The organism is Rhizobium mesosinicum (genome assembly GCF_019511345.1).
GTDB classification, from domain to species: Bacteria; Pseudomonadota; Alphaproteobacteria; order Rhizobiales; family Rhizobiaceae; genus Rhizobium; species Rhizobium mesosinicum.
Genome location: NZ_JAEUAK010000002.1, coordinates 300,270 through 324,631, shown reverse-complemented (window position 1 = coordinate 324,631; position 24,362 = coordinate 300,270). Strand labels below are relative to the sequence as shown.

General features: G+C 60.2%; 22 protein-coding genes, 1 tRNA gene and 1 riboswitch. Of the genes, 14 read left to right on the top strand and 9 right to left on the bottom strand.

Annotated elements, in window-relative coordinates; genetic code table 11:
• Positions 1 to 61: 61 nt before the first annotated feature.
• Positions 62 to 478, top strand: a complete 417-nt coding sequence (locus tag JNB85_RS05555) for a hypothetical protein (RefSeq protein WP_220333373.1) — start codon at positions 62 to 64, stop codon at positions 476 to 478.
• A gap of 688 nt (positions 479 to 1,166) precedes the next feature.
• Here the strand turns inward: JNB85_RS05555 and JNB85_RS05550 are convergent.
• The 3 genes from JNB85_RS05550 to JNB85_RS05540 all read right to left on the bottom strand — a co-directional run bounded on the left by JNB85_RS05550 (position 1,167) and on the right by JNB85_RS05540 (position 4,141).
• Positions 1,167 to 1,916, bottom strand: coding sequence for a hypothetical protein (locus JNB85_RS05550; RefSeq protein ID WP_220333372.1), 750 nt, complete (start codon positions 1,914 to 1,916; stop codon positions 1,167 to 1,169).
• A gap of 192 nt (positions 1,917 to 2,108) precedes the next feature.
• Positions 2,109 to 3,524 (bottom strand): MBOAT family O-acyltransferase, encoded by a 1,416-nt coding sequence (locus tag JNB85_RS05545; RefSeq protein ID WP_220333371.1) that lies wholly within the window; start codon positions 3,522 to 3,524, stop codon positions 2,109 to 2,111.
• Between the two features lie 284 nt (positions 3,525 to 3,808).
• The gene (locus tag JNB85_RS05540; protein WP_220333370.1) at positions 3,809 to 4,141 is read right to left on the bottom strand and encodes a hypothetical protein; all 333 of its coding nucleotides are present in this window, start codon (positions 4,139 to 4,141) and stop codon (positions 3,809 to 3,811) included.
• 178 nt (positions 4,142 to 4,319) lie between these two features.
• On the opposite strand from JNB85_RS05540, the gene JNB85_RS05535 reads away from it, so the two are divergent.
• Positions 4,320 to 4,865 carry a hypothetical protein gene (locus JNB85_RS05535; RefSeq protein WP_220333369.1) on the top strand — a complete coding sequence of 182 codons (546 nt, stop codon included), beginning with the start codon at positions 4,320 to 4,322 and terminating at the stop codon, positions 4,863 to 4,865.
• Between the two features lie 243 nt (positions 4,866 to 5,108).
• Here the strand turns inward: JNB85_RS05535 and JNB85_RS05530 are convergent.
• A tRNA-Thr gene (locus JNB85_RS05530) sits at positions 5,109 to 5,184 on the bottom strand.
• 125 nt (positions 5,185 to 5,309) lie between these two features.
• Positions 5,310 to 6,269 (bottom strand): NAD(P)H-dependent flavin oxidoreductase, encoded by a 960-nt coding sequence (locus JNB85_RS05525; protein ID WP_220333368.1) that lies wholly within the window; start codon positions 6,267 to 6,269, stop codon positions 5,310 to 5,312.
• Positions 6,270 to 6,561: 292 nt separating this feature from the next.
• Here JNB85_RS05525 and JNB85_RS05520 point away from each other — a divergent pair, with 292 nt between their 5' ends.
• Positions 6,562 to 7,791, top strand: a complete 1,230-nt coding sequence (locus JNB85_RS05520; RefSeq protein ID WP_220333367.1) for a hypothetical protein — start codon at positions 6,562 to 6,564, stop codon at positions 7,789 to 7,791.
• A 20-nt stretch (positions 7,792 to 7,811) separates the two neighbouring features.
• Here JNB85_RS05520 and ppk2 read toward each other — a convergent pair whose 3' ends face one another.
• Positions 7,812 to 8,693 carry a polyphosphate kinase 2 gene (gene ppk2, locus JNB85_RS05515; protein ID WP_220333366.1) on the bottom strand — a complete coding sequence of 294 codons (882 nt, stop codon included), beginning with the start codon at positions 8,691 to 8,693 and terminating at the stop codon, positions 7,812 to 7,814.
• 246 nt (positions 8,694 to 8,939) lie between these two features.
• Here ppk2 and phoR point away from each other — a divergent pair, with 246 nt between their 5' ends.
• The 7 genes from phoR (at position 8,940) to phoB (ending at position 16,759) form a co-directional block, all read left to right on the top strand.
• Entirely contained in the window at positions 8,940 to 10,163 is a 1,224-nt protein-coding gene (phoR, locus tag JNB85_RS05510) for a phosphate regulon sensor histidine kinase PhoR (protein WP_220333733.1), read from the top strand.
• Between the two features lie 198 nt (positions 10,164 to 10,361).
• Complete coding sequence (locus JNB85_RS05505) at positions 10,362 to 11,396, top strand: substrate-binding domain-containing protein (RefSeq protein ID WP_220333365.1); 1,035 nt, start codon at positions 10,362 to 10,364, stop codon at positions 11,394 to 11,396.
• A gap of 163 nt (positions 11,397 to 11,559) precedes the next feature.
• Complete coding sequence (gene pstC, locus JNB85_RS05500; RefSeq protein WP_220333364.1) at positions 11,560 to 13,041, top strand: phosphate ABC transporter permease subunit PstC; 1,482 nt, start codon at positions 11,560 to 11,562, stop codon at positions 13,039 to 13,041.
• Positions 13,038 to 14,360, top strand: coding sequence for a phosphate ABC transporter permease PstA (gene pstA, locus JNB85_RS05495; RefSeq protein ID WP_220333363.1), 1,323 nt, complete (start codon positions 13,038 to 13,040; stop codon positions 14,358 to 14,360). The genes pstC and pstA overlap by 4 nt, the downstream gene beginning before the upstream one ends.
• Before the next feature lie 14 nt (positions 14,361 to 14,374).
• Entirely contained in the window at positions 14,375 to 15,190 is an 816-nt protein-coding gene (gene pstB / locus JNB85_RS05490; RefSeq protein WP_220333362.1) for a phosphate ABC transporter ATP-binding protein PstB, read from the top strand.
• Positions 15,191 to 15,234: 44 nt separating this feature from the next.
• Positions 15,235 to 15,948, top strand: a complete 714-nt coding sequence (phoU, locus tag JNB85_RS05485) for a phosphate signaling complex protein PhoU (RefSeq protein ID WP_220333361.1) — start codon at positions 15,235 to 15,237, stop codon at positions 15,946 to 15,948.
• A gap of 127 nt (positions 15,949 to 16,075) precedes the next feature.
• Entirely contained in the window at positions 16,076 to 16,759 is a 684-nt protein-coding gene (phoB, locus tag JNB85_RS05480; protein ID WP_183746447.1) for a phosphate regulon transcriptional regulator PhoB, read from the top strand.
• A 224-nt stretch (positions 16,760 to 16,983) separates the two neighbouring features.
• Here the strand turns inward: phoB and JNB85_RS05475 are convergent, their stop codons facing one another.
• Positions 16,984 to 17,514 (bottom strand): GcrA family cell cycle regulator, encoded by a 531-nt coding sequence (locus tag JNB85_RS05475; protein WP_183823226.1) that lies wholly within the window; start codon positions 17,512 to 17,514, stop codon positions 16,984 to 16,986.
• Positions 17,515 to 17,937: 423 nt separating this feature from the next.
• On the opposite strand from JNB85_RS05475, the gene JNB85_RS05470 reads away from it, so the two are divergent.
• The 3 genes from JNB85_RS05470 (at position 17,938) to JNB85_RS05460 (ending at position 21,184) form a co-directional block, all read left to right on the top strand.
• The gene (locus JNB85_RS05470; RefSeq protein WP_220333360.1) at positions 17,938 to 19,137 is read left to right on the top strand and encodes an aspartate aminotransferase family protein; all 1,200 of its coding nucleotides are present in this window, start codon (positions 17,938 to 17,940) and stop codon (positions 19,135 to 19,137) included.
• Between the two features lie 45 nt (positions 19,138 to 19,182).
• Complete coding sequence (argF, locus tag JNB85_RS05465) at positions 19,183 to 20,100, top strand: ornithine carbamoyltransferase (RefSeq protein ID WP_220333359.1); 918 nt, start codon at positions 19,183 to 19,185, stop codon at positions 20,098 to 20,100.
• A gap of 91 nt (positions 20,101 to 20,191) precedes the next feature.
• Entirely contained in the window at positions 20,192 to 21,184 is a 993-nt protein-coding gene (locus JNB85_RS05460) for an Hsp33 family molecular chaperone (protein WP_220333358.1), read from the top strand.
• 10 nt (positions 21,185 to 21,194) lie between these two features.
• Here JNB85_RS05460 and apaG read toward each other — a convergent pair whose 3' ends face one another.
• Entirely contained in the window at positions 21,195 to 21,587 is a 393-nt protein-coding gene (gene apaG / locus JNB85_RS05455; RefSeq protein ID WP_183746465.1) for a Co2+/Mg2+ efflux protein ApaG, read from the bottom strand.
• 245 nt (positions 21,588 to 21,832) lie between these two features.
• Positions 21,833 to 23,017 carry an O-succinylhomoserine sulfhydrylase gene (locus JNB85_RS05450; RefSeq protein WP_220333357.1) on the bottom strand — a complete coding sequence of 395 codons (1,185 nt, stop codon included), beginning with the start codon at positions 23,015 to 23,017 and terminating at the stop codon, positions 21,833 to 21,835.
• Positions 23,018 to 23,063: 46 nt separating this feature from the next.
• Positions 23,064 to 23,142, bottom strand: a riboswitch (SAM riboswitch).
• Between the two features lie 73 nt (positions 23,143 to 23,215).
• Between JNB85_RS05450 and JNB85_RS05445 the strand changes: the two genes are divergently transcribed.
• Positions 23,216 to 24,310 carry a 2'-deoxycytidine 5'-triphosphate deaminase gene (locus JNB85_RS05445; protein WP_220333356.1) on the top strand — a complete coding sequence of 365 codons (1,095 nt, stop codon included), beginning with the start codon at positions 23,216 to 23,218 and terminating at the stop codon, positions 24,308 to 24,310.
• Positions 24,311 to 24,362 lie beyond the last annotated feature (52 nt).

The window sequence follows — 24,362 nt, the reverse complement described above, 5'->3', positions numbered from 1 at the left end:
CGGGAAGAAGGGCGCTGTCAGTTACAAGGAAGGAACGACAACGATCGAGCATCCGACATGGATGAATGCGATCGGTACGGAATATGTGAACCTCTCCGAATTCATCGCCGAGCAGATGATTCTGCTCTCGGCGCCGAGAAACAACGTTAGTTCAAAAGAGCTTTCGTTTTTGACCGAGGCGGTCCAAGGGATTGCCCCTAAAGACCACGTTGAAATGATGCTGGCGACGCAGATGGCGGCCGTTCATATGCTCTCAATGACGATGGCCAGGGGCGCCCGACAGGGCGGCTCACTAGAAAAGGTCGGGTTCTATGCGAAGCAGGCAAACCAGTTCATGCGCACGTTTGCCGTACATGCTGAAGCGCTGAAGCGATACCGGACTGGCGGCAAGCAGGTGGTGAAGGTGAGGCATGTTCACGTTCACGAAGACGACCAGGCTATCGTTGGCAACGTCACGAAAGGCGGCGGGGGTGAGTGAAAAGGCTGACGCAATAGCATGTACCCACTCGCCTGCCAATCGGCTGAACGCCGCGCCCCGCTGTCACGCCAAATCGAAGCGCTGGAGCTTCCAAGGGCGAGAGGAACGGCAATTACCGCCATGGCGCCTATACCAATGAGGATCGAGGAGTCCGCCCCCAAACCGGGTTTCTTATGGGCATCTCACGCGAGTTTCTGCGGTCACTTTCGAAGGCGATGGCTTCCGATTGATAACGGCGAATAACGGCTTTCCGCGCCTGATATTACAGGCAGGAAACAGGATGCCGGTCACGCGTATTTATGGGGCAATTACGCCGCGCTCGATACCGGTTCTTAGCGGGGAATAGCGGCGGCGCTGCGGTGACAATACACTGTGGAAACAGAGCACCCCGAATCGACCCTGGCCCTTCAGAAAGGTTCACATGAGCGACGAACACACGAAGAGAATGCTTGGCTACCTTGAGGCGGCCATACACTCGCAGACGGCGATGCAAGTGCACATTTTTCGGCGCCTAGTGGCGAACGGCATATTCTCGCAGCAGGAAGCCACGGAACTGCTCGACGATGCCCTTGCAGATCTGGAGAGGCTGCAAACTAAGGCACATTCCCACGAGCACTGGATCTATGAATTGGCCAGGGGCCATATTGAGGCGGCCTTACCTTCCTTCCGACCGAAAGCCGCCAGGGCTCTAATTTCTCCTTGCTGCCTTAATAGCTTGCTCCAGCTGCCGAGCTGCCAAGACCGCGGATCTTGAATCAAGGTGCGCGCCGTCCGGGTCCCATCGCAGTTCGTTACCCCAATCGACGGATAGCAATCGCTCCGAGAACTTCGGATCCGCTGCGGCCATCGCGCTTTGGCTTCGCTTTTCGTAGTTGGTTGAGGCCAACAAGGGATGCATTGGCATCAGCAGATAGTAAACCTTGCTGCCGCGTGCTTCGAATGAATCCGCGATTGCGCGCAACTCATGCGCCGATATGGCAATCGTGTCGGAGACAGGGCGCTTATCCAGTGAAACGGCCGCGGATGAAACAGTCTCTCCCGAGTCGGGTTGCGCCGGTGGCTGATCGACAAGACGCCGCGCTGCCGTAGCCGCCGCCTCCTCTCGCTTGGAAAGCTTCGCGTCCAGTTCGAACAACCGAGAAACGAATGAACGGACCGGACTGTAAGCAAAACTCAGCGCCCCAAGTCCAAGCGGCGGGGAAAAAACGCGCCTAGAGAAGCGTTCAAGTCCTGTATCGCGACCCCGATCCAAAATGTTTATCTCGATAACCATTGTCTCTGCGGGCTTTGCCACAGCAATCTCGGCACTAGATACGGGGGATTGGCCAGGAAGCGCTATGTTGACCGGCGTTTCGCTGAAGTAGAGCGGGGAGAGACGGTAAAGCAAAGACGAACCGGCAAGCACCACTGAGGCCGGGTCGCTTCGTTCGAAATTCATACGAGTTGTCGATTGTCGTCCGATTGGTTGAGGGTCGGAACGTATTTCGGAAGATGCGGTATTGCCAAGCTCCACACCACAAACAGCGCCAGGGCTGTTAGGCCAATCGACAATAGAAATGACTTTTCATTCGGCGTGCGCGTCATCGAGATCAAACGCTCGTCGTACTGGCGCCGGCGCAGCGCGAGGGCTTCAGAACTGGAAGTAGATGAAGGCATCTGTCGGACCTTTGTCGAAGATCGATAACGTCAGCATCGCGCCGTAGCAAACAGCCATAAGCAGATTGTCTTTCTCACTAATCCTTTTCGGAACAAGGTGAGCTAACAGAACCGGAATGGCATAGATTGCAACGGCAGCATATTGGTAAGCTTGGAAGGCCGATTGTGTTTGGCCATAAAGAATCGTCTTGATGTAGAGCAGAGCGTGGTCGAAGGTCTGCAGTTTGAAAAATAGCCACAGACAGGAAACCACCACGAAGATCCAGGCGCTGTAGCCAAGCTGCAGAGCTTTCAATACCGCGCCATTCGAAGGCAGAAAGCGCACGACGGGGCTTGCCGCTCTCTCGACGCACAATGCGACTCCATGGGCTGCTCCCCATATGAGGAATGATAGGTCGGCGCCATGCCATAGGCCGCCAAGTGCCATCGTCGCGAACAGATTGAAGTATGTCCGCATTGGCCCGCGACGGTTTCCGCCAAGCGGAATGTAGAGGTATTCGCGCAGGAAGCTCGAAAGACTGATATGCCATCTCCTCCAGAAGTCGGAGAAGGACCGCGCGACGTACGGCCGGTTAAAGTTGATGGGTAACCGATAGCCCAACAAGGCGGCCGATCCGATCGCGATAGCGGAGTATCCCGCGAAATCGGCGAATATCTGGTAGCTGTAGCAACAGAGCAGCGCGACAAGATCGAATCTCCCAAGCCCTTGGAACGTCGCGGGTTGATCCATCCATACCGTGAACTGCGCCAGGTTGTCCGCCACAAAGGACTTAAAGAACAGACCCCAAATGATCCATTTCGCGGCTTCGGAGAATGGGACATCGCTCATCGACTTCTTGCCGATCTGCGGCATGAACTGGTGCGCCTTGACGATCGGCCCTGCAACGATTTGCGGAAAGAAAACGAGATAGAGCAGGCCGTTGCGCATGAAATGCCAATATCTCAGGCCGCCGCGAAGGTCTGCTTCGGTAAATTGCTGCCGGTAGGCATCACCGATCAGACTAATGCAATGGAATGTATAGAAAGAGATGCCGATCGGAAGTGGGGCATACAGGATGCTCTCAACCAGACCATTGGGGCTGGAGGCTGCGGCAAACCCTGGATCAATGGCAAGGAATTTGTATTTGAAGAAGGCCAGGACCGCGAGATTGGCGCTGATCCCGTAGAACATAAGCTTTCTCGGGTTCCCGCGTTGTCTGAGTATCAAATACGTTGCCGAGCTGGAGCCGAACGAAACCGCCAGCAGTAGCGGAATTTCCAAAGGCTGCGCCCATCCGTAAAATACGAGGCTGGCGACTAAGAGAATAGCGAGCTGGTGGCGCGGCAAGAGGTAATAGAGCGCGAAAACCACGCAGAAAAGCAGCGCGTACTCAGGCGATACGAAATTCATTACTGCCCCAGGGTTGAAAACGCCCCGATGGGTTACACGATAGCCGAGCTCATCACAATCCAGCAAACGACGCCAACCACGGGTGCTAACGGCTTATTCCCGGACAAGTACGCGCGTGCGCGCGAGAGGCTTACCCAGCCAATAGTATCGGGGCTGGCAGTTACTTCATCGCGGGGCTGTTTGAGCTACGTCAGGTCCGCACAGAATGCGAACTTCGATCCCGTCGATAATGACATCATTGCCGCGGGCGTATAGGTCGGCGAAGCGGAAACCTGGCAGTGTCGTCAGAACGTCAACGCCGTTGTCGGGGCTGATTTCCAGAACGTCACCGTCCCTGTCCTGATAAGCCAAACATCATCCGGAAACTTCATCTGCACCATCGGGCGCAGTGCAAGGGGTGGCGTAAGCTCAAGCATGGTATGGATCGGGTATCGCCGCTTCCATTCCAGCAACGCCGCTTCTATGGCGTCTCGTGGCTCCTCGATGTCAATCAGAATGTCGAGATCCACTGTATCTCCGCCCGCATAATGCCGCCGTGCTACCCCGCCAATGACGAGGAAACGCACCTGATGCAGGATAAGGTTGTCCAGAAACTCTTTCTGATAGTCGTTTAGCAATTGCGCCTCTGATATGTTCAAGCAAATAGGGGGTAAGGATGCACCGCGCGGATTGGCTGTTCCGGATTACATTTCTGCTCGCGTTGATCCATGCCAGCAATGCCATGGGTGGCTCCATCAACGATTTTGCAGACTGGCAGAAGATAGATGTTTATGGGCGTATCCGATAGCAGGCATAATGCCGGCCCTCATCCATCCCGCCGCCGCGCCCTTCGTGGGGCCGGCTTCGCTTGTCCGTCTCGTCGAGCTGCGCCGTTCCGCGCTTGAAGCGCTGATAGAGGAGCTGATTGCCTTGCTCGATTCAATCGACCTGATCCAGACCTTGAGGACAACGCCGATGCAGAGCCCCCCGCTCGGCAGCACTGCCAAGTGCATAGGCAACGATTGCATTGAGGATCTGGAATTAGACGATTGCGACGATGAGGACGGCGGCGACGAAGAGCCAACAATGAGTTGGTCCAACCCGGAAGGGTTGAGAACCCAATCAAAATCCATGATTTTGATTGTGATGACGGCTCCCTCGATTTCGATGGCTCCGGGCGCCAGATGGCACGAGCGCTCCTCCGCACACTGCTTCAGCGTAACTGTGGGGCGAAAGCGTAACTTCTCGATTTGGTGGGCGCGAACGCAAGAGGCGGCCGATGTGGTTGCCTTTTCCGTTTCAGGTGTCGAAAACTTTGCAACACCATCGCCAGCAAGGGTTGGGGTGTGGGTTCTTCTGTAGCCGCACCTGATGCTGACGGCTTCAAGTCCCTGACGCAAACGAAAACTTCTGCGTTCACCAATCACGTTGCTACTCCGCTGAGAACAGCGAAGGAACAGCGCACACCCCCGGCTACGCCGGCAGCACATCCATCACGACTCGTGAACTTGTTCCTACCGAAAGCAGAAAGGTGGTCTAAAAGGTGGATAGAACGAATAGCTAAAACGCTATTTAGCAGCAAATTCAACGGTTATCAGGAAAAAATGGTGCCGCTTACGTGACTCGAACACGTGACCCCATCATTACGAATGATGTGCTCTACCGACTGAGCTAAAGCGGCAATCCGGCGGGAGAAGCGTGTCGCCCGCGATTTGCATGGGGCTGATACAGGCATTGTCTGAAGATTTCAAGCGCCCTCTTATGCCCCCGGGCAAAAAAGCTGGAGCTTGTGGAAAGGCTTGCCCTTCAGAGGGAGAGCCGGGCGCGGGCGGCCTGATATTCGGCTTCCAGCCGGTCGACCAGCTTTGCGACGGGCTCCACGGCCTTGATCGCGCCGATGCCCTGGCCGCTGCCCCAGATGTCCTTCCAGACCTTTGCGCCGCCGGTCGCCTGTTCGAAATCCATCTTCGAGGGGTCGGCATCCGGCAGGTTGTCCGGGTCGAGGCCGGCCGCGCGGATGGAGGGTTTCAGGTAGTTGCCGTGTATGCCGGTGAAATAGTTGGAGTAGACGATATCGGCGGCAGCACCCTCGACGATCGCCTGCTTGTAGGCATCGGAAGCGCGGGCCTCTTCGGTCGCGATGAAGGGGGTGCCGATATAGGCCATGTCGGCGCCCATCGCCTGCGCTGCCAGAATGGCGCCGCCGGTCGCAATCGAGCCGGCGAGCAGCAGCGGGCCGTCGAACCAGGAGCGGATCTCCTGCACCAGCGCGAAGGGAGAAAGCGTGCCCGCATGGCCGCCCGCGCCCGCCGCAACGGCGATCAGCCCGTCCGCGCCCTTGCGGATCGCCGAATTGGCGTGGCGGTTGTTGATGATGTCGTGCAGCACGATGCCGCCATAGGAATGCACCGCCGCATTCACCTCCGGCACCGCGCCGAGCGAGGAAATGACGATTGGCACCTTGTATTTCACGCAGAGCATCAGATCGTGCTCCAGCCGCTTGTTCGACATATGGACGATCTGGTTGACGGCGAAGGGGGCTGCCGGCCGCTCCGGATGCCTGGCATTATGCGCGGCAAGATCTTCCGTGATCATCGCCAGCCACTCGTCGAGCTGGCTTTCCGGCCGCGCGTTGAGCGCCGGGAAGGCGCCGATCACGCCGGCCTTGCATTGGGCGAGCGTCAGCGCCGGATGGGAGATGATGAAAAGCGGCGAGCCGATAACGGGCAGTCTCAGATTATCCCTAAGGATCGCGGGCAGGGCCATGCTTTCACCATTTTTGACGTTTACGAAAACGTCAATTGATTATCAGAGCCGTCGCCCGAGGAAAAGAGCGAGCCTGATGAAAAACCGGGACGTCAAGCCCGCCCTCTTTCCGTTATGCTCTCCACTTTCGGAATATCTGATGGAGCTGGCAGCCTGGCAGCATCGCTTTTCCCCCGCCGATACGCTCCCGAAAGGCTGCAAGGCTTGCGGTTTGCCGCACTTGCCGCTACCCAATTTTGACAGGCATTTTATCTTTTGCGGTGGATGTCCCGAGTAACGTGAAGGACCTGACGTGAGCGGACTAGAAACGGCCATCAGAACTGCGCTCGATAATTCCGACCGCGACAATCCGGAAGTTCGCGCCCGCATCTATCAGTCCGCGCGTCAGGCGCTGGAAGCCGGCCTGCGCAAGCAGGATATCACGGATGCCGATGCGGTCGCCCATCATCGCCACCGTCTCGAAACCACGATCCACGCCATCGAGAGCGAAGAGCGCGCCCGCCTTCACCCGCGCCAGGGGCCTCCGGAAGTGCCGGTCCCGCCCGTCGTGGAGATGCCCGAGCCCGCCCATCATCAGGTGGAGCCCGTATATCCGGAGCAAGAGCGCGTCTATCGCGAGCACGAGGACGACCATCTCGCCGTTACAGGCGAGACGCGCGGCCACAGCGCCGCTTCCGCGCGTATGGACGATGCGAGCCTCGATGGCGTTCATGCCAGCAGCGCCGACCAACTGGGGGCGGCACCCGATGGAGAGATGCGTGGCGAAATGCGTGCGGCGCCGGAAAAGCGCGGCGGCATGGATTTTCGCCCTGAAAGGGCCGCCGTCCGGCGCAAGCCGCGCAAGTTCTTCTCGCGCTTGCTCGTCTGGTGCGTGGTTCTAGCCTTCATCGGCACGGGCGCCTGGTGGGTCTATACATCAGGCCTGCTGATGACGGCGGCCGAGCGCGACACCAGCGTCGCCAATCCGCCCGCCAGCACCCAGCCGGAAGATTTCAACGGCGAGGATAGCGCCGGCAACGGCACGCCCGCCAATGGCGACCAGCCGGTGGCGATCGACCCGCAAAACAGCTTCTCGGCAGACTGGATCGAGATCTTCAAGCCTTCCGATGCCGACAAGATCCAGGCCGGCCCGCAGGCCCGCACGGAAAATGTCACGGAAACCGAAGGCCCAGCCGTCCGCCTGACGTCCGAGAGCGGCAATACGGATGGCAATGTCTCCGTCAGCATTCCCGCCAATGTCCTGCAGCAGCTCGCCGGCAAGTCCTCCACCATCGCGCTGACCCTGCAGTCCACCACGGACGAACCCACGCAGATCACCGTCGAGTGCGATTTCCAGTCGCTCGGCAATTGCGCCCGCCATCGTTTCAGCGTCACGCGTGAAAAATCGGACGCGCTGCTGCAGGTGCGCTTCGACCGCTCGCTCGCGCCGAATTCTCCCGGCCGGCTGATGATCAACAGCGATGTCGACGGCAAGGCCCGCGGCATCAATCTCTTTGCCGTGCGCATCCTGCCCGGCCAATAAGCCGCGTTTGCGCGGGTTGGCTATTTCAGGAAACCGGGACCGGAGCCGATGATCTTGTCGTCGATTGCGCCGATCGCGTTCTTGTCCTTGCCGTCATAGTCGATGGTGTCAAGCATGTGGCGGATGAGGTTGATCCGCGCCCGGCGTTTGTCATTGGCGCGGATCACCGTCCAGGGCGCAAATTCCGTGTGGGTTTCCTTCAGCATGCGGTCGCGCTTCTCGCTGTAGTCGCCCCATTTGGTCAAGGCGGCTATATCCATCGAGGAGAGCTTCCAGACGGCGAGCGGATCGTGCCGCCGGTCGTGGAACCGCTTGATCTGCATTTCCCGGCCGATATCGAGATAGAACTTGAAGAAGAAGATGCCCTCGTGAGCGATGATCTTTTCGAGCTGCGGCGCCTGATGCAGGAAATCCTCATATTGCTTCGGCGTGCAGAAGCCCATGACCGGCTCCACCCCGGCGCGGTTGTACCAGGAGCGGTCGAACAGCACGAACTCGCCCGCTGTCGGAAACTGCGCGATATAGCGCTGAAAATACCATTGACCCTGTTCCCGCTCGGTCGGCTTGGCGAGCGCCACCACGCGGGCGAGGCGCGGGTTCATATGGGCTGACGATGCCTGGATGGCGCCGCCCTTGCCGGCCGCATCGCGCCCTTCGAAGAGCGCCATCACCCGTTTGCCCGTCGCCTGCAGCCAGAACTGCACCTTCACGAGCTCGACCTGCAGCTTCCTGAGCTCCTCGGTATATTCCTCTTCCTTGAGCTTCTTCTTGTAGGGATAGCCGCCGGATTCAAGCGCGTGATCGTCCACCCAGTCGGGCAGGACGGGATCGTCGATGTCGAAGACGCGCTTCTTGCCCCCGATCTCCAGCTCCACGGCTCTGCTTTCGACGTTCTCGGCCATCGTCTCCCCCTGCGCTTGGATAATGTCGTTTTCAGCAGGCGAACATATTTATCATTGAAAATCAAATCCGCCGCGGAAGCAAAGCGCAATTCGGTGTCGCGCGCGCCAGCTTTTCGCGGAAGTTTCGGAAACGGAAAACTTCTGTCATGAAACGCGGCTATCAGGCAGAGTTTAAATATGAAGAAAAACGAATCGATGCCATGAGGGGGCAGTTTGGAAGACGAGATGCCATGGACGAAAAGCCTGTTGGCGCGCATCCGGCGCGAGCGCCCGGTCCTGCTCGCGACGCTGCTGAGCGCGCTGGTGGCGCTTGCCGCCGGCATGAACAAGTGGATCGTGCTCGCCCTGCTGCTCGTCATGATCGTGACCTCGCTCTTCAACGAAGCGCCGGTCATCGCGCCTGATGTCGTCGAGCCGGCCGAACCCGAGCCGGAAGTGCTGCCGAGCCGCCTGCCGGACGTTTCCGCCACGCTGGCGAGCCTCGATATCCCGGCCATGGTGCTCTCGGACGATGCATCGGTGCTGTTTCAGAACCGCGCGGCCGAAAAGGCCTTCGGCGAGGTGGCGCTCGGCTCCCATCTGTCGGCACGACTGCGTTCGCCCGGAATCCTGGACATGGTGCGCGAAACCATCGCCACCAACGCTCCGAACCAGATCGAGCATTCCGAGCGCCTGCCTTCGGAGCGCGTCTACATCGTTCGCAGCGCGCCCGTCGAATTCAAGGACGACGACGGCCGCGACGAGCGCTATTACATCCTCTCCTTCCGGGATATTTCCGAGGTGCGCCGCATCGATCGCATGCGCTCGGATTTCGTCGCCAATGCCAGCCATGAGCTGCGCACGCCGCTCGCCTCGCTGCGCGGCTTCATCGAGACCATCCAGGGCCCGGCCAAGAACGACCCGAAGGCGCAGGCGCGCTTCCTCTCCATCATGCTCGATCAGGCGACGCGCATGAGCAGGCTGGTCGACGACCTCCTGTCTCTGTCCAGGCTCGAGCTGAAATCGCATATCGCACCGGATGAAAAGGTGGATCTCGTGCCGCTTCTCGGACATGTCAGGGATTCGCTCGTGCCGCTCGCGCGTGAGGTCGGCGTTTCGATCAACCTGCATCTGCCCGAAGGCAAGGTCGAGGTGGCGGGAGATCGCGACGAGCTCGTGCAGGTCTTCGAAAACCTGATGGAAAATGCCTGCAAATACGGCCAGGAGGGCAAGACCGTCGATGTCTGGCTGAAGAACGCGCCGGGTCAGCCGGTAGAGGTCAGCGTCGTCGACAACGGACCCGGCATTCCGGCCGAACACGTGCCGCGCCTGACGGAGCGTTTCTACCGCGTCAGCATCGAGGACAGCCGTTCCAAGAAGGGCACCGGCCTCGGGCTTGCCATCGTCAAGCACATCCTGACGCGCCATCGCGCAAGGCTGATCGTCAAATCCGAGGTTGGCAAGGGCACGGACTTTACCGTGCGTTTCTGACGCCATATGTCACGTCTAATTTAGGATGTCATATTTTTACGTTTAAAATCAACAACTTGAGTTGTCATAAATGTTTCACCGATTTGACATAAAAGGACGGTGCTTAAGGCGCTAAGAGAGTCCTGCCGATGAAAAAAGGCATGCGAGGGCCTCTTCGAGGCCGCACTCACACAAGCCCAAATGCCCGGGAGATTTCTAATGAACACCTTTAAACTCACTGTTGCCGCGCTCGCTGCAACCGCCGCTTTCGCTGGCGTTGCCGTCGCCCGCGACCAGATCCAGGTTGCCGGTTCGTCCACCGTCCTGCCTTACGCCAAGATCGTCGCTGAGTCCTTCGGCGAGACCTTCACCAACTTCAAGACGCCGGTCGTCGAATCCGGCGGCACGGGCGCTGGCCTGAAGGAATTCTGCAAGGGCGTCGGTGAAGACACGATCGACATTGCCAACGCTTCGCGCCCGATCAACAAGAGCGAACTGGAAGCCTGCAAGGCTGCCGGCGTAACCGACATCCAGCAGGTCAAGATCGGTTATGACGGCATCGTCTTCGCAACCGACTCTTCCAACCCTGACGTCGCCTACGTTCCGGCCGACATCTACAAGGCGCTGGCTGCCCAGGTCGTCGTCGACGGCAAGCTCGTCGCCAACCCCTACAAGAAGTGGTCGGAAGTCAACCCGAAGCTCCCGGCCGTTGATATCGCCGCCTACATCCCCGGCGAAAAGCACGGCACGCGCGAAGTCTTCGAACAGAACGTTCTGGCTGCCGGCTGCAAGGCCTCCGGCGCTCTCGATGTCATCGCCAAGGAAATCTCCGACAAGGCTGCCCAGACCAAGGCTTGCGTCGCAGTCCGCAAGGACGGCGCTGCAGTCGACATCGACGGCGACTATCCGGAAACCCTGGCACGCATCGCTGCCAACAAGACCGGCGTTGGCGTCTTCGGCCTTTCCTTCTACGAAAACAACGCCGACAAGCTCAAGGTTGCGACCATGAGCGGCATCGTTCCTTCGACGGAAACCATCGCCAACGGCACCTATCCGGTTTCCCGTCCGCTGTTCTTCTACGTCAAGAAGGCGCATCTCGGCGCCGTTCCGGGCCTGAAGGAATATGTCAACTTCTTCGTATCCGACCAGATGATCGGCCCCGACGGCCCTCTCGCCGAATACGGCCTGGTTGCCGCTCCGGACGCAGAGCGCGACGCGATCCGCAAGGACGTCGAGGCTGGCAAGACCATGTAATGACTTTGCCGGCGCAGCGCTTCGGGCGTCGCGCCGGCATCGCCTTTTCCGCCCGGCCCATTGAGTGCCGAGCGGATTAACTTCTTCTCCATGATATTGAAGCCGACGGCACGCTCCTGGAGATGCCGCGCTTTTCGGGGCTGTGGGCCTGGGGACGTAACGAATGAGCACATCCATCATACTCTTGTGCCTGCTGGTGATCGGCGCCGTTGCCTATGTGGCCGCGCGCAGCCGTGCCGCAGCGCTTTCCGGAGGCAGGTCCGCTGCCATGCATTCGCGGCCGGCCTATTACGGTTCCTATGCTGCGATCTGGGCCGTTCTGCCGTCTTTGATCGTTCTGTTTGTCTGGCTGGCCGTCAGCCCCGGCATCGTCTCCTCTTCCGTTCGCGGCACCTTTCCTGCCGACGTGAAGGCGCAACCGGCCGTCCAGCAGGATCTCGCCTACAGCATGGTCGTCACCGTTGCGCGCGGCATGAATATGCTGACGTCGAGCGAGCTTTCGTCGCTTTCCAGCGATCCCGCCGCCCTGCAGGCAAAGCTCAGCGAAAAGGGCGTACCGCTTGCCGGCGAACCGCAGCCTTACATGATCGATGCCGCAAAGACGCTCAACTCTGAGAGCATGACGAGCCGCGTCATCATGACGGCGGTCGTCCTGCTCATATCTGTTGCAGGTGCTTTCTACGCGCTGCGCTCGGTTGCCCCGCGCTTCCGCGCCCGCAACCGTGTCGAGCGGGTCATGCTCTGGGCGCTTCTCGTCGCCTCCTCCATCGCCATTCTGACGACGATCGGCATCGTGCTCTCGATGCTGACGGAAGCGGGCCGCTTCTTCGCGGTCGTCCCCTTCACCGACTTCTTCTTCGGAACGGTCTGGGATCCGCGCTTTGCCGGCGCCGGCAATTCGTCCTTCGGCCAGTTCGGCCTCATCCCGCTGCTGCTCGGCACGCTCTATATCGGCCTGGTCGCCATGCTGGTCGCCGTTCCGGTCGGTCTCTTTGCCGCCATCTACATGGCGGAGTACGCTTCCTCCAAGGTGCGCTCGGTTGCCAAACCGCTGCTCGAAGTACTCGCCGGCATTCCGACGATCGTCTACGGCTTCTTCGCCCTCGTCACCGTCGGTCCGTTCCTGCGTGATTTCTCGGCACAGATCAGCGGTCTCCTGACCGGCAGCTATACGAACTTCATCCAGGCACAGAGCGTCATCACGGCGGGTATCGTCATGGGCATCATGCTGATCCCGTACGTCTCCTCGCTGTCGGACGATATCATCACGGCCGTTCCGCGCGCGCTTCGCGACGGCTCGCTCGGTCTTGGCGCCACCCGCTCAGAGACCATCAAGAAGGTGGTTCTCCCAGCCGCACTTCCCGGCATCGTCGGCGCCCTGCTGATGACGGCGTCCCGCGCCATCGGCGAAACCATGATCGTGGTTCTGGCCGCCGGTGTCGCCGCCCGCATCCAGATCAATCCCTTCGAGCCGATGACGACAGTGACCGTCAAGATCGTCAACCAGCTGACCGGCGACCTCGAGTTCACCTCGCCGCAGACGCTGGTAGCCTTCGCGCTCGGCATCACGCTGTTCTTCATCACGCTTTGCCTCAATATCTACGCGCTCTACATCGTGCGCAAATACCGGGAGCAGTACGAATGACGAATATTGTTTCCCCCATCGCCGGTACGGCCGTCTCCAAGGCGCCTGCACGCCGCGACATCGGCATCAAGCGCCGCTATGCCGCCGAGCGCCGCTTCCAGGCCTATGGTATCGCCGCTATCGCATTCGGCCTGATCTTTCTGTTCATCCTGCTGTGGACGGTGATCGGCAAAGGCTACACCGCCTTTCAACAGACCGCGATCACGCTGCCGATCGAGTTTTCCGAAAAGACCATCGATCCCGACAACAAGCGCGCGACCGATCCTTCGGTTCTGGTCGCCGCCAACTATCCGGTTCTGTTGCGTGATGCGATCGTCAAGCAGCTTGGCGTCAACCCGTCGAGCCGTCCTGACGTTCGCGATGCATCGAACATGCTCTCGAAGAGTGCGCCGATCCAGCTGCGCGACATGGTCGTGGCCGACCCCTCCATCATAGGCAAGACGGTCGATGTCACGGTGCTTGCCGATGCCAATGTCGACAGCGCCAACAAGGGCCAGATCGATCTCTCGGTCGATGAGAAGAACCGCAAGGTCAACGACAAGCAGGTTACCTGGATGAACGAGCTGAAGGCGAGCGGCGCTCTCCACAAGCAGTTCAACACCGGCCTCTTCGTCAACGGCAATTCCAGCCGCCCGGAAGCTGCAGGCCTTGGCGTCGCCCTCATCGGCTCGCTCTACCTGATGCTGATCGTTCTCGTCCTTTCGTTGCCGATCGGTGTCGCCGCCTCGATCTACCTCGAGGAGTTCGCGCCGAAGAACAAGCTGACGGACCTGATCGAGGTCAATATCAACAATCTCGCCGCCGTCCCGTCGATCGTCTACGGTCTGCTCGGCCTGTCGGTCTTCATCAACTTCGCCGGCCTGCCGCGTTCGGCATCGCTGGTCGGTGGCCTGGTGCTGACGCTCATGACGCTGCCGACGATCATCATCGCCACCCGTGCGGCTCTGCGCGCCGTGCCGCCGTCGATCCGCGCGGCAGCCCTCGGCCTCGGCGCTTCGAAGATGCAGATGGTGTTCCACCATGTGCTGCCGCTCGCCATGCCCGGCATCCTGACCGGCACGATCATCGGCCTTGCCCACGCACTCGGCGAAACCGCGCCGCTGCTCCTGATCGGCATGGTCGCCTTCGTCGCCCAGGCGCCGACCACTCCGCTCGACCCTTCCACCGCACTTCCGGTTCAGGTCTACATGTGGGCCAATGAAGCCGAGCGTGCATTCGTGGAGAGAACCTCAGGCGCCATTATCGTCCTGCTCCTGTTCCTCATCGTCATGAACATCGGAGCCATCCTCTTGCGTCGTCGCTTTGAGCGCCGCTGGTAAACGGAGTAAAGATCATGAACATGTTGACGGAAGCAGCAGTTGAGAAGGCGCTGGACCAGAAAATGAGCAACGTCCCGTATAAGATGATCGGTCAGGATGTCTCCGTTTATTACGGCGACAAGCGCGCGCTTTTCGATGTCAATCTGAACATCCGCGAAAACACCGTGACTGCCTTGATTGGTCCGTCCGGCTGCGGCAAGTCTACCTTCCTGCGGTCGCTGAACCGTATGAACGACACGATCGACGGCTGCCGCGTCACCGGCAAGATCTCGCTCGACGGCGACGACATCTACGATCCCGATATCGACGTCGTCGAGCTCCGCGCCCGCGTCGGCATGGTCTTCCAGAAGCCGAACCCGTTCCCGAAGTCGATCTACGAGAACGTCTCTTACGGCCCGCGCATCCATGGCCTCGCCAAGTCGAAGGCCGACCTCGACCAGATCGTCGAGTCGAGCCTGCAGCGCGCCGGCCTCTGGAATGAGGTCAAGGATCGCGTGCACGAATCCGGCACCGGCCTTTCCGGCGGTCAGCAGCAGCGTCTGTGCATCGCACGCGCCGTTGCCGTCAGCCCCGAAGTCATCCTGATGGACGAACCCTGCTCGGCGCTCGACCCGATCGCGACCGCCAAGGTCGAAGAGCTGATCCACGAGCTGCGTGAAAACTACACCATCGTCATCGTGACGCATTCCATGCAACAGGCCGCACGCGTGTCGCAGCGCACGGCAATGTTCCACCTCGGCAACCTGGTCGAGGAGAACGATACCGACAAGATGTTCACCAATCCGGACGATTCGCGCACCCAGGACTATATCATGGGCCGGTTCGGCTGATTTTGGCGGTGTGAAGCCTTTCCGATTTTCGAGGACAAAGCCCCATGGCATCGACACATATTTTTTCCGCCTATGACGACGATCTGAAATTCCTGTCCCGGCGCATCTCCGAGATGGGTGGTCTTGCCGAACAGATGGTCGGCGAGGCCGTCCGCGCGCTGGTCAACGGCGACACCGCGCTCGCTCAAAAGGTCATTTCCGACGATGTGATCCTCGATCACACCGAGCGCGAGATCAACGACAAGGCGATCGTGACGATCGCCCGCCGTCAGCCGATGGCCGCCGACCTTCGCGAGATCATGGGTTCGATCCGCATCGCCGCCGACCTCGAGCGCGTTGGCGATCTCGGCAAGAACACGGCAAAGCGCGTCATCGCCGTCCAGAGCACCGGCGTTCCGCGCAAGCTCGCCCGCGGTCTTGAGCATCTGTCCGAACTGGCGCTGGTCCAGCTCAAGGAAGTGCTCGACGTCTACACGACGCGCTCCGCCGACAAGGCCAAGTCCATCCGCGAGCGCGACGACGAGATCGACGCGATGTATACCTCGCTGTTCCGCGAGCTCCTGACCTACATGATGGAAGATCCGCGCAACATCACGAGCTGCACGCACCTGCTCTTCTGCGCCAAGAACATCGAGCGTATCGGTGACCACGCGACCAACATCGCCGAGACGATCTACTACATGGCGACCGGCGCCCAGCCGGAGGGCGAGCGTCCGAAGGACGACAGCTCCAACACCGTCGGCGCGGTGACGGAGTAATCCGGACCTGCCCATTGCATGCGCGCCCGCGCGGGCGCGCAAGAATGCAGCCAATTCCGAGTTCCTGCATGATCCCCTGCTTGAATCACCCCCGGTTTAAGGATCGTGCATTAGGAGACTGACACGCATGATTCCAAGAGTTGCAGTTGTTGAAGATGAAGAGGCGCTGAGCGTGCTTCTCCGCTACAATCTCGAAGCGGAAGGTTTCGAGGTGGACACGATCCTTCGTGGCGACGAGGCCGAAATCCGGCTTCAGGAGCGCACGCCGGACCTGCTCATCCTGGACTGGATGCTGCCGGGTGTTTCCGGCATCGAACTCTGCCGCCGGCTGCGCATGCGGCCGGAGACCGAGCGTCTGCCGATCATCATGCTGACGGCGCGCGGCGAAGAGAGCGAACGTGTTCGCGGTCTTTCGACCGGCGCGGACGATTATGTCGTCAAGCCCTTCTCCACGCCGGAACTCGTTGCCCGCGTCAGAGCGATGCTGCGCCGCGCCCGCCCGGAGGTTCTCTCCACGGTTCTGAAATGCGGCGATATCGAGCTCGACCGCGAAACCCATCGCGTTCATCGCAAGAGCCGCGAAGTCCGCCTCGGCCCGACCGAATTTCGCCTGCTGGAATTCCTGATGTCGTCGCCGGGCAGGGTCTTTTCTCGCTCGCAGCTGCTCGACGGCGTCTGGGGCCATGATATCTACGTGGACGAACGCACCGTCGACGTCCATGTCGGCCGCCTGCGCAAGGCGCTGAACTTCTCCAACATGCAGGATGTCATCCGCACCGTCCGCGGCGCGGGATATTCCATGGAAGCCTAATCCGAGTGATCGGAGGTCCAGACGGGTCGCTCGCTTGCCGGGCGGCCCGTTTGCTTACTGAGCTGCCAGTCGCAAAATGTGCAGTGGGCGGGGTGTCCCCGTCCGTCGGGCTCGGAGCTGCTTTTGTCCAGCTGCAGGCAAACCAGCAGCCTAAAAATATTGCCCCTCCACGCGTCGGCGAGGAGGGGCAACGGAATGCTGCATATTTTTCGAAAGCGGCGGGGTCAGCCGACCCGGACAGCCTTGCGGCGCTCGCTCACCGGCTGGTAGGCGAGGCGCTGATGGTAGCTGCAGTAGGGCGATGAGTCCGTCGAGTCGCAACCGCAAAAATAGAAGTCGTCCTTCATCGGATCGCCGACCGGCCACTTGCAGGTGCGCTCCGTCAGTTCCGTCAGGCCGAGGCGGCGCGAAATCGGCACGACCACATTTTTGGCCGGCACATATTCCATTTCCTCGGCCGTTTCGATCTCGATCTCTTCCTTCAGCATCGTTGCGCCCTGTTGGCGCGTCACGGTGCGGGTAGCGATGCGAGATGCATAGTTCGGGGCGCGGGGCGCCGAGGTCGTGCGCTTCGGTGCGCGCGCCGCGGTTGCCGTGCCGCCGGCCTTGGCACGGCCGGGAAGACTGAGCCGGTGAACCTTGCCGATAACGGCGTTTCTACTCACACCGCCAAGCTGCGCTGCGATCTGGCTGGCGCTCAGCCCCTCCGACCAAAGCTTCTTGAGCTTCTCGACACGCTCGTCTGTCCAGTTCATTGCCCTGTCTCCACCTTTCGCGTTGGTGATGGCAGAATCCCTCACCGTTGCCTCGAAAGTTTCCGAAGCAAGAAACGCCTGATCAATTTTGGTGACTAGTTCCGCCGCATGCAGTCTAGTAATTGAACTTTAACCTAGTGTGAGCCTGACTCTGTGACAAGAGTCGCACGAATCCGATGAATCCGAATTCGGGGTTTTCCCCAACTTGCTTCCCGGGCGAGTCATTTCTGCAACATTAGCTGTTGATAGACCTGAAAGTTCGATTTGAGGCTTGACGCATGCGCTAAATCCTCAGTTTTGTTGACATTGCAGTGCGGAAAGTAAATAGTGCTCCAGGCCGCCGAAAGGCGGCATTTTTAATTTTTCGGGCTTGGTTTTCTTAGCCGGAGTCCATTGTCTCAGAGCCTGACCAGGAGATGCGCCATGGCTGAAGCCTCGCCGCTTTATGATACCTATTCTCGTGCCCCATTGCGGTTCGAGCGAGGTGAAGGCGTCTGGCTGATCACCGAAACCGGCGAGCGATATCTGGATTTCGGCGCGGGCGTTGCGGTCACCTCCGTGGGGCATGGCAATCCGCATGTCGTGGCGGCCCTGAAGGATCAGGCCGACAAGGTCTGGCATCTTTCCAATATCTATGAGGTGCCGGGGCAGGAGAAGCTTGCCAAGCGCCTGACGGATGCCACGTTCGCCGACAAGGTGTTCTTCACCAATTCCGGCGCCGAGGCTCTCGAATGTGCCATCAAGACGGCGCGCCGCTACCAGTTCTCCAGGGGGCGTCCCGAGCGCTTCCATATCATCACCTTCGAAGGCGCCTTCCACGGCCGCACGCTCGCGACGATCGCCGCCGGTGGACAGGAGAAGTATCTCGAAGGTTTCGGCCCGAAGACTCCGGGTTTCGATCAGGTTCCCTTTGGCGATATCGAGGCCGTCCGCGCCGCGATCACCGACAAGACGGCCGGCATCCTCATCGAGCCTGTGCAGGGTGAGGGCGGTGTCCGCCCGGCGACATCAGAATTCATGAGGGCGCTCCGCCAGCTCTGCGACGAGCGTGGCCTGCTCCTTATCCTCGACGAAGTCCAGACCGGCGTCGGCCGTACCGGCAAGCTCTTCGCCCATGAATGGTCGGGTATAACGCCCGATATCATGGCAGTTGCCAAGGGCATCGGCGGTGGCTTTCCGCTCGGCGCCTGCCTGGCGACGGCAGAGGCTGCCTCGGGCATGAAGGCAGGCACGCATGGCTCCACCTATGGCGGCAACCCTCTGGCAATGGCGGTCGGTAATGCGGTCCTCGATGTCATCCTGGCTGAGGGCTTCCTGCAGCACGTGCGCGATGTCACCCTCGTCTTCCGCCAGGGCCTTGCATCGCTCAAGGATCGGTATCCCGATGTGATCGAAGATATCAGGGGCGAAGGCCTGCTGCTCGGCATCAAGGCCGCCATTCCCTCGGCTGAACTCCTGAAGGAAATCCGCGCGGCACACCTTCTGGCGATCCCGGCAGGTGACAATGTCATCCGCCTGCTGCCGCCGCTGGTCGTAACCGCCGAGGAGGCGCGCGAGGGGATTTCCCGTCTCGAGCGCGCCGCCGAAAGCATCCGCGCCGCCAAGGTTAAGAAGACCGCTTGATAGGACAATGCCCCGCCCGCTGGCGGGCGTAGCAGGTAAAGAACAATGGCTTCCCCGAAACATTTCCTCGATCTCTCCGCAGTCACCGCATCCGACCTCAGAACCATCATGGAGGATGCCAAGCTGCGAAAGCAGGCATTCAAGGCGGGTACTGCTGACAAGCCGCTCGCCGGCAAGATGCTCGCCATGATCTTCGAGAAGCCTTCCACTCGAACCCGCGTCTCCTTCGACGTCGGCATGCGCCAGCTCGGCGGCGAGACGCTATTCCTGTCCGGCACCGAAATGCAGCTCGGCCGCGCCGAGACGATCGGTGACACCGCCAAGGTTCTGTCGCGCTATGTCGATGCGATCATGATCCGCACGACCGAGCACAGCCGGATGCTGGAGCTCGCCGAGCATGCCACGGTGCCTGTCATCAATGCGCTGACGGACGATACCCATCCCTGCCAGATCATGGCCGATATCATGACCTTTGAAGAGCATCGCGGCCCGATCAAGGGCAAGACGATTGCCTGGACGGGTGACGGCAACAATGTGCTGCATTCGCTGGTGGAAGGGGCTGCCCGTTTCGGTTACCGCATGAACATGGCCGTACCCCTTGGTTCCGAGCCGAAGGATCACTATCTGAACTGGGCCCGCAATGAGGGCGCCGAAATCATGCTTTACCATGATGCCGACCGTGCGGTCGCCGGCGTCGATTGCGTGGTGACCGATACCTGGGTCTCCATGAATCAGGAACATCGGGCTCGCGGTCACAATGTCTTCCAGCCTTATCAGGTCAACGCGCATTTGATGGCGCAGGCCGGCAAAGACGCATTGTTCATGCATTGCCTTCCCGCTCATCGTGGCGAAGAGGTGACGGACGAGGTGATCGATGGCCCGCAATCCGTGGTCTTCGATGAAGCGGAAAACCGCCTTCATGCGCAGAAGTCGATTCTTGCTTGGTGCCTGGGCGCGATCTGAACCATAATCGGATGTCGCGAGTCCAAAACTCGCGGCTGCGCAAGCAGCCGGTGCACTAGCCGGCTGCTCTGACAAAACAGGAGTGAAAGCCATGGCAGAAGCTGCCGCCGCCCTCGGCGAGTTCGATTTCGCCGGCGATGATCATGTCGTCCCTTTCCAGGTGGAGGGGCTTGATGTGCGCGGTCGCGCCGTCCAGCTCGGCCCGATGCTGGATTCAATCCTCGAACGCCATCATTATCCCACGCCCGTCGCCCGCCTTCTGGCGGAGGTGGTCGTGCTCACGGTGCTTCTCGGCACCTCGCTGAAGTTCGAGGGCAAATTCACGGTCCAGACCAAAAGCGACGGTCCCGTCGATCTCCTGGTCGCCGATTTTTCGACGCCGGAAAATGTCCGGGCCTATGCCCGCTTCGATCAGGCCTCGCTCGACAAGGCGATTGCGGCAGGCGAAACCGAGCCGGAACAGCTTCTCGGCAAGGGCATTCTCGCCTTCACCATCGATCAGGGGAAGTTCAGCCAGCCCTATCAGGGCATCGTGGCACTTGACGGTACCTCGCTGGAAGACATTGCCGGTGTCTATTTCCGCCAGTCTGAGCAGATTCCGACCCGCGTGCGCCTTGCCGCCGCCGAGCTCTTCGACCGCGACGAGAAGGGTAAGCCGCGTCACCGCTGGCGGGCAGGGGGCCTCGTCGCCCAGTTCCTGCCGGAAGCGCCGGAGCGCATGCGTCAGCCCGACCTTCATGGCGGCGATGGCGATACACGTGAGGGCGCGCATGTCGAGGACGATGCCTGGACGGAAGCCCGTTCGCTTGTTGAAACGGTCGATGCTGACGAACTGACCGATCCACAGGTCGGCACGGAACGCCTGCTCTTCCGCCTCTTCCACGAACGTGGCGTGCGCGTCTACGATCCGCGGGCGGTCTTCGATCGCTGCAGCTGTTCGCGCGAAAAGATCGGCGGCGTGTTGAAGGGTTTCAGCGCCGAGGAGATCGAGGCAAGCCAGGAAAACGGCGAGATCGCCGTGACCTGCGAGTTCTGCTCGACCACCTATCGCTTCCCGGTGCATGAGGTAGCACCGGCGGAGTAGTGGGGCGGCCCTAGTTCAGCACTCTGAGCAGGCCGGGCGAATCCAGCGAGAAGGCGGGTATCTCGACATCGAACATCTCGCCTTCGTCCGTTTCCATCTGATAGTGGCCGAACATCAGGCCCGACGGCGTATCCAGCGGACAGCCCGATGAATATTCATAGGTGTCCCCCGGCTGCAGCCGCGGCTGTTCACCGACGACCCCTGGGCCGCTGACCTCGTCGATCTGCCCGTTCTGGTCGGTAATATTCCAGTAGCGGTTGACGAGACGCACGGCTATGTCGGAGTTGTTGGCGATGACGACGCGATAACCCCAGACATAACGATCGTCGTCCGGATCGGATTGCTCCTCCAGATAAAAGGGTTCGACAACCACTTCGATGTCTCGTGTGAGGGCGCGATACATGCCTTACACCTTAGTCAAGATAAGTTACCCGTATCTTATAAGTGGCCCCATCCGTCAAGAAACGGTACAGTGATCACCGCCCAGCCACTCCCGGCTGGTCGGCCTTTCGTTCATTAAGCCTAACTCTCGGTGTTAATTTCAAGGCAAATGCCGCCGTCGCGGCGTGGTCCTTGGCGCTCTACTCTTGAAGCGCATGCATCGGCCCGAAAATCGATCCCGATTTTCAGAGCCGATACTGGAAAAGATCAGGCCGAAACCTTCGACAGGGCGCGGGCAAAATCCTCGACGAGATCGTCCGTGTCTTCGATGCCGGCTGAGAAACGTACCGTGCCGGGCGAGATGCCAAGCTCGGCGCGGGCTTCGTCCGTCAGGTTCTTGTGCGTGGTCGTCGCCGGATGGGTGATCAGGCTCTTGGAGTCGCCGAGATTGTTGGAGATCTTCACGATATCGAGCGCGTTCTGCAGCGCGAAGGCCGCTTCCTTGCCGCCCTTCAGCTCGAAGCAGACGAGCGTCGACCCCCCCGACATCTGCTTGGCGATGATATCGGCCTGCGGATGGTCCTTGCGGCCGGGATAGATGACCTTGGCGACCTTGCCCTGATCGGCGAGGAAATCGGCGATCTTTGCTGCATTCTGCGTCTGCTGCTTGACGCGCAGCGGCAGCGTCTCGATGCCCTTCAACAGTGTCCAGGCATTGAAAGGCGACATGGCCGGGCCGGTATGGCGGAAATAATCGTGCAGGTTCTCGTCGATCCATTCCTTGTCGGAGAGAACCACACCGCCAAGGCAGCGGCCCTGGCCGTCAATATGCTTGGTGGCGGAATAGACGACGATATGGGCGCCGAGCTCCAGCGGCTTCTGGAAGAGCGGCGTTGCAAAAACGTTGTCGACGACGACCTTGGCGCCGATCTGGTTGGCGAGCTTGGCGACACCGGCGATGTCGATCACTTCCAGCGTCGGATTGGTCGGGCTTTCCAGGAAGAACACCTTGGTCTTTGGCGTGATCGCCTTTTCCCAGTTCTCCAGAGAGCGGCCGTCGACCAGCGTGCAGTCGATGCCGTATTTCGGTGCCAGCGTCTCGACGACCCAGCGGCAGGAGCCGAAGAGGGCGCGGGCGGCAACGATATGATCACCGGCCTTCAGCTGGCAGAGGATGGCGGCGGTGACGGCGGCCATGCCGGAGGCCGTGGCACGGGCATCTTCAGCGCCTTCGAGAGCGCACATGCGCTTTTCGAACATGTCATTGGTGGGGCTGCCGTAGCGCGCGTAGATGAAACCATCCGTCTCGCCTTTGAAGCGCGCCTCAGCGGCTTCCGACGTATCGTAGACAAAGCCCTGCGTGAGGTAGATTGCCTCCGAAGTCTCGCCATATTGCGAGCGGAGCGTTCCGCCGTGGACGAGTTGGGTTGCCGGGCGCCAGGTCTTGCTCATGCCATCACCACTTTCAAACAACAAAAAAACCGGCCGCAAAAGCAGACCGGTTTTCAACCCGGTCTTTTTAGCCACTTGTTTAACGTGGCTGCAAGCCGACCGGCCAAATCACCACGGGATAAATTTGCAATACTGCCGTTCTGCGCTTGCGTCAATTCCCCGACTTTGGTTTTGTCGGCAGCAAATTATGGATGGAGCATGATGGCTCGCGAAACTGGAATTCTGGCCGACCGCGCAATTGCCGCGCTGTTTGAAACGGGGCGTCTTCAAAGCGAACGCGAGCTGGATCGCGACCAGATCCAGCCTGCCAGCCTGGATCTGCGGCTGGGCGCCAAGGCGTTCCGTGTGCGCGCGAGCTTCATGCCCGGCCCGTCGCATCTTGTCTCCGACAAGCTCGACCGGCTGAGCCTGCATGTCATCGACCTCAGCGAAGGCGCGGTGCTGGAAACCGGCTGCGTCTACATCGTACCGCTGATGGAGCATCTCGATCTGCCGGCCGACATGTCGGCTTCCGCCAATCCGAAGAGCTCGACCGGCCGGCTCGATATCTTCACCCGTGTCATCACCGACTACGCGCAGGAATTCGACAAGATCCCGGCAGGCTATTCCGGCCCGCTCTATCTCGAAATCAGCCCGCGAACCTTCCCGATCGTCGTGCGCCGCGGCTCGCGCCTGTCGCAGATCCGTTTCCGCGTCGGCCATTCGGTTCTGAGCGAACCCGATCTTCTGAAGCTGCACGAGACGGAAACGCTGGTCGCCGCCAAACAGCCGAACGTCTCCGGCGGCGGCATTGCGCTGTCGATCGATCTGACGGGTGACAAGGACGGCCTGATCGGCTACCGCGGCAAGCACCACACCGCCGTCGTCGATGTCGACAAGAAGGCCCAGCACGATATCTACGATTTCTGGGAACCGCTTTATAGCCGCGGCCGCAACGAGCTTATCCTCGATCCGGATGAATTCTATATCCTCGTCTCGCGCGAGGCCGTACATGTCCCGCCTGACTATGCGGCTGAAATGACACCCTTCGACCCGCTCGTCGGCGAATTCCGCGTCCATTATGCCGGCTTCTTCGACCCGGGCTTCGGCCATGCGCCCGCCGGCGGGCGCGGCAGCCGTGCGGTGCTGGAAGTACGCAGCCACGAAGTGCCCTTCATCCTCGAAGACGGCCAAATCGTCGGCCGCCTGATCTACGAACACATGCAGGAACAGCCCTCGAGCCTCTATGGCTCAGGCCTCGGCTCCAACTATCAGGCCCAGGGCCTGAAACTCTCGAAGCATTTCCGCATCTGATATGCGGAATGCCGCGACTTGACAGCGGCGGCCATTTGTTGGAAGTCTCAGG

Bases quoted from the DNA above. Each gene is read 5' to 3' on its own strand.
- JNB85_RS05545 (WP_220333371.1), bottom strand. From the start codon at position 3,524: ATGAATTTCGTATCGCCTGAGTACGCGCTGCTTTTCTGCGTGGTTTTC.
- JNB85_RS05445 (WP_220333356.1), top strand. From the start codon at position 23,216: ATGATGGCTCGCGAAACTGGAATTCTGGCCGACCGCGCAATTGCCGCG.
- JNB85_RS05535 (WP_220333369.1), top strand. From the start codon at position 4,320: ATGCCGGCCCTCATCCATCCCGCCGCCGCGCCCTTCGTGGGGCCGGCT.
- ppk2 (WP_220333366.1), bottom strand. From the start codon at position 8,693: ATGGCCGAGAACGTCGAAAGCAGAGCCGTGGAGCTGGAGATCGGGGGC.
- JNB85_RS05550 (WP_220333372.1), bottom strand. From the start codon at position 1,916: ATGAATTTCGAACGAAGCGACCCGGCCTCAGTGGTGCTTGCCGGTTCG.
- phoB (WP_183746447.1), top strand. From the start codon at position 16,076: ATGATTCCAAGAGTTGCAGTTGTTGAAGATGAAGAGGCGCTGAGCGTG.
- JNB85_RS05475 (WP_183823226.1), bottom strand. From the start codon at position 17,514: ATGAACTGGACAGACGAGCGTGTCGAGAAGCTCAAGAAGCTTTGGTCG.
- phoU (WP_220333361.1), top strand. From the start codon at position 15,235: ATGGCATCGACACATATTTTTTCCGCCTATGACGACGATCTGAAATTC.
- JNB85_RS05525 (WP_220333368.1), bottom strand. From the start codon at position 6,269: ATGGCCCTGCCCGCGATCCTTAGGGATAATCTGAGACTGCCCGTTATC.
- argF (WP_220333359.1), top strand. From the start codon at position 19,183: ATGGCTTCCCCGAAACATTTCCTCGATCTCTCCGCAGTCACCGCATCC.
- pstB (WP_220333362.1), top strand. From the start codon at position 14,375: ATGAACATGTTGACGGAAGCAGCAGTTGAGAAGGCGCTGGACCAGAAA.
- pstA (WP_220333363.1), top strand. From the start codon at position 13,038: ATGACGAATATTGTTTCCCCCATCGCCGGTACGGCCGTCTCCAAGGCG.
- JNB85_RS05470 (WP_220333360.1), top strand. From the start codon at position 17,938: ATGGCTGAAGCCTCGCCGCTTTATGATACCTATTCTCGTGCCCCATTG.
- JNB85_RS05505 (WP_220333365.1), top strand. From the start codon at position 10,362: ATGAACACCTTTAAACTCACTGTTGCCGCGCTCGCTGCAACCGCCGCT.
- JNB85_RS05450 (WP_220333357.1), bottom strand. From the start codon at position 23,017: ATGAGCAAGACCTGGCGCCCGGCAACCCAACTCGTCCACGGCGGAACG.
- JNB85_RS05460 (WP_220333358.1), top strand. From the start codon at position 20,192: ATGGCAGAAGCTGCCGCCGCCCTCGGCGAGTTCGATTTCGCCGGCGAT.
- pstC (WP_220333364.1), top strand. From the start codon at position 11,560: ATGAGCACATCCATCATACTCTTGTGCCTGCTGGTGATCGGCGCCGTT.
- apaG (WP_183746465.1), bottom strand. From the start codon at position 21,587: ATGTATCGCGCCCTCACACGAGACATCGAAGTGGTTGTCGAACCCTTT.
- JNB85_RS05555 (WP_220333373.1), top strand. From the start codon at position 62: ATGAATGCGATCGGTACGGAATATGTGAACCTCTCCGAATTCATCGCC.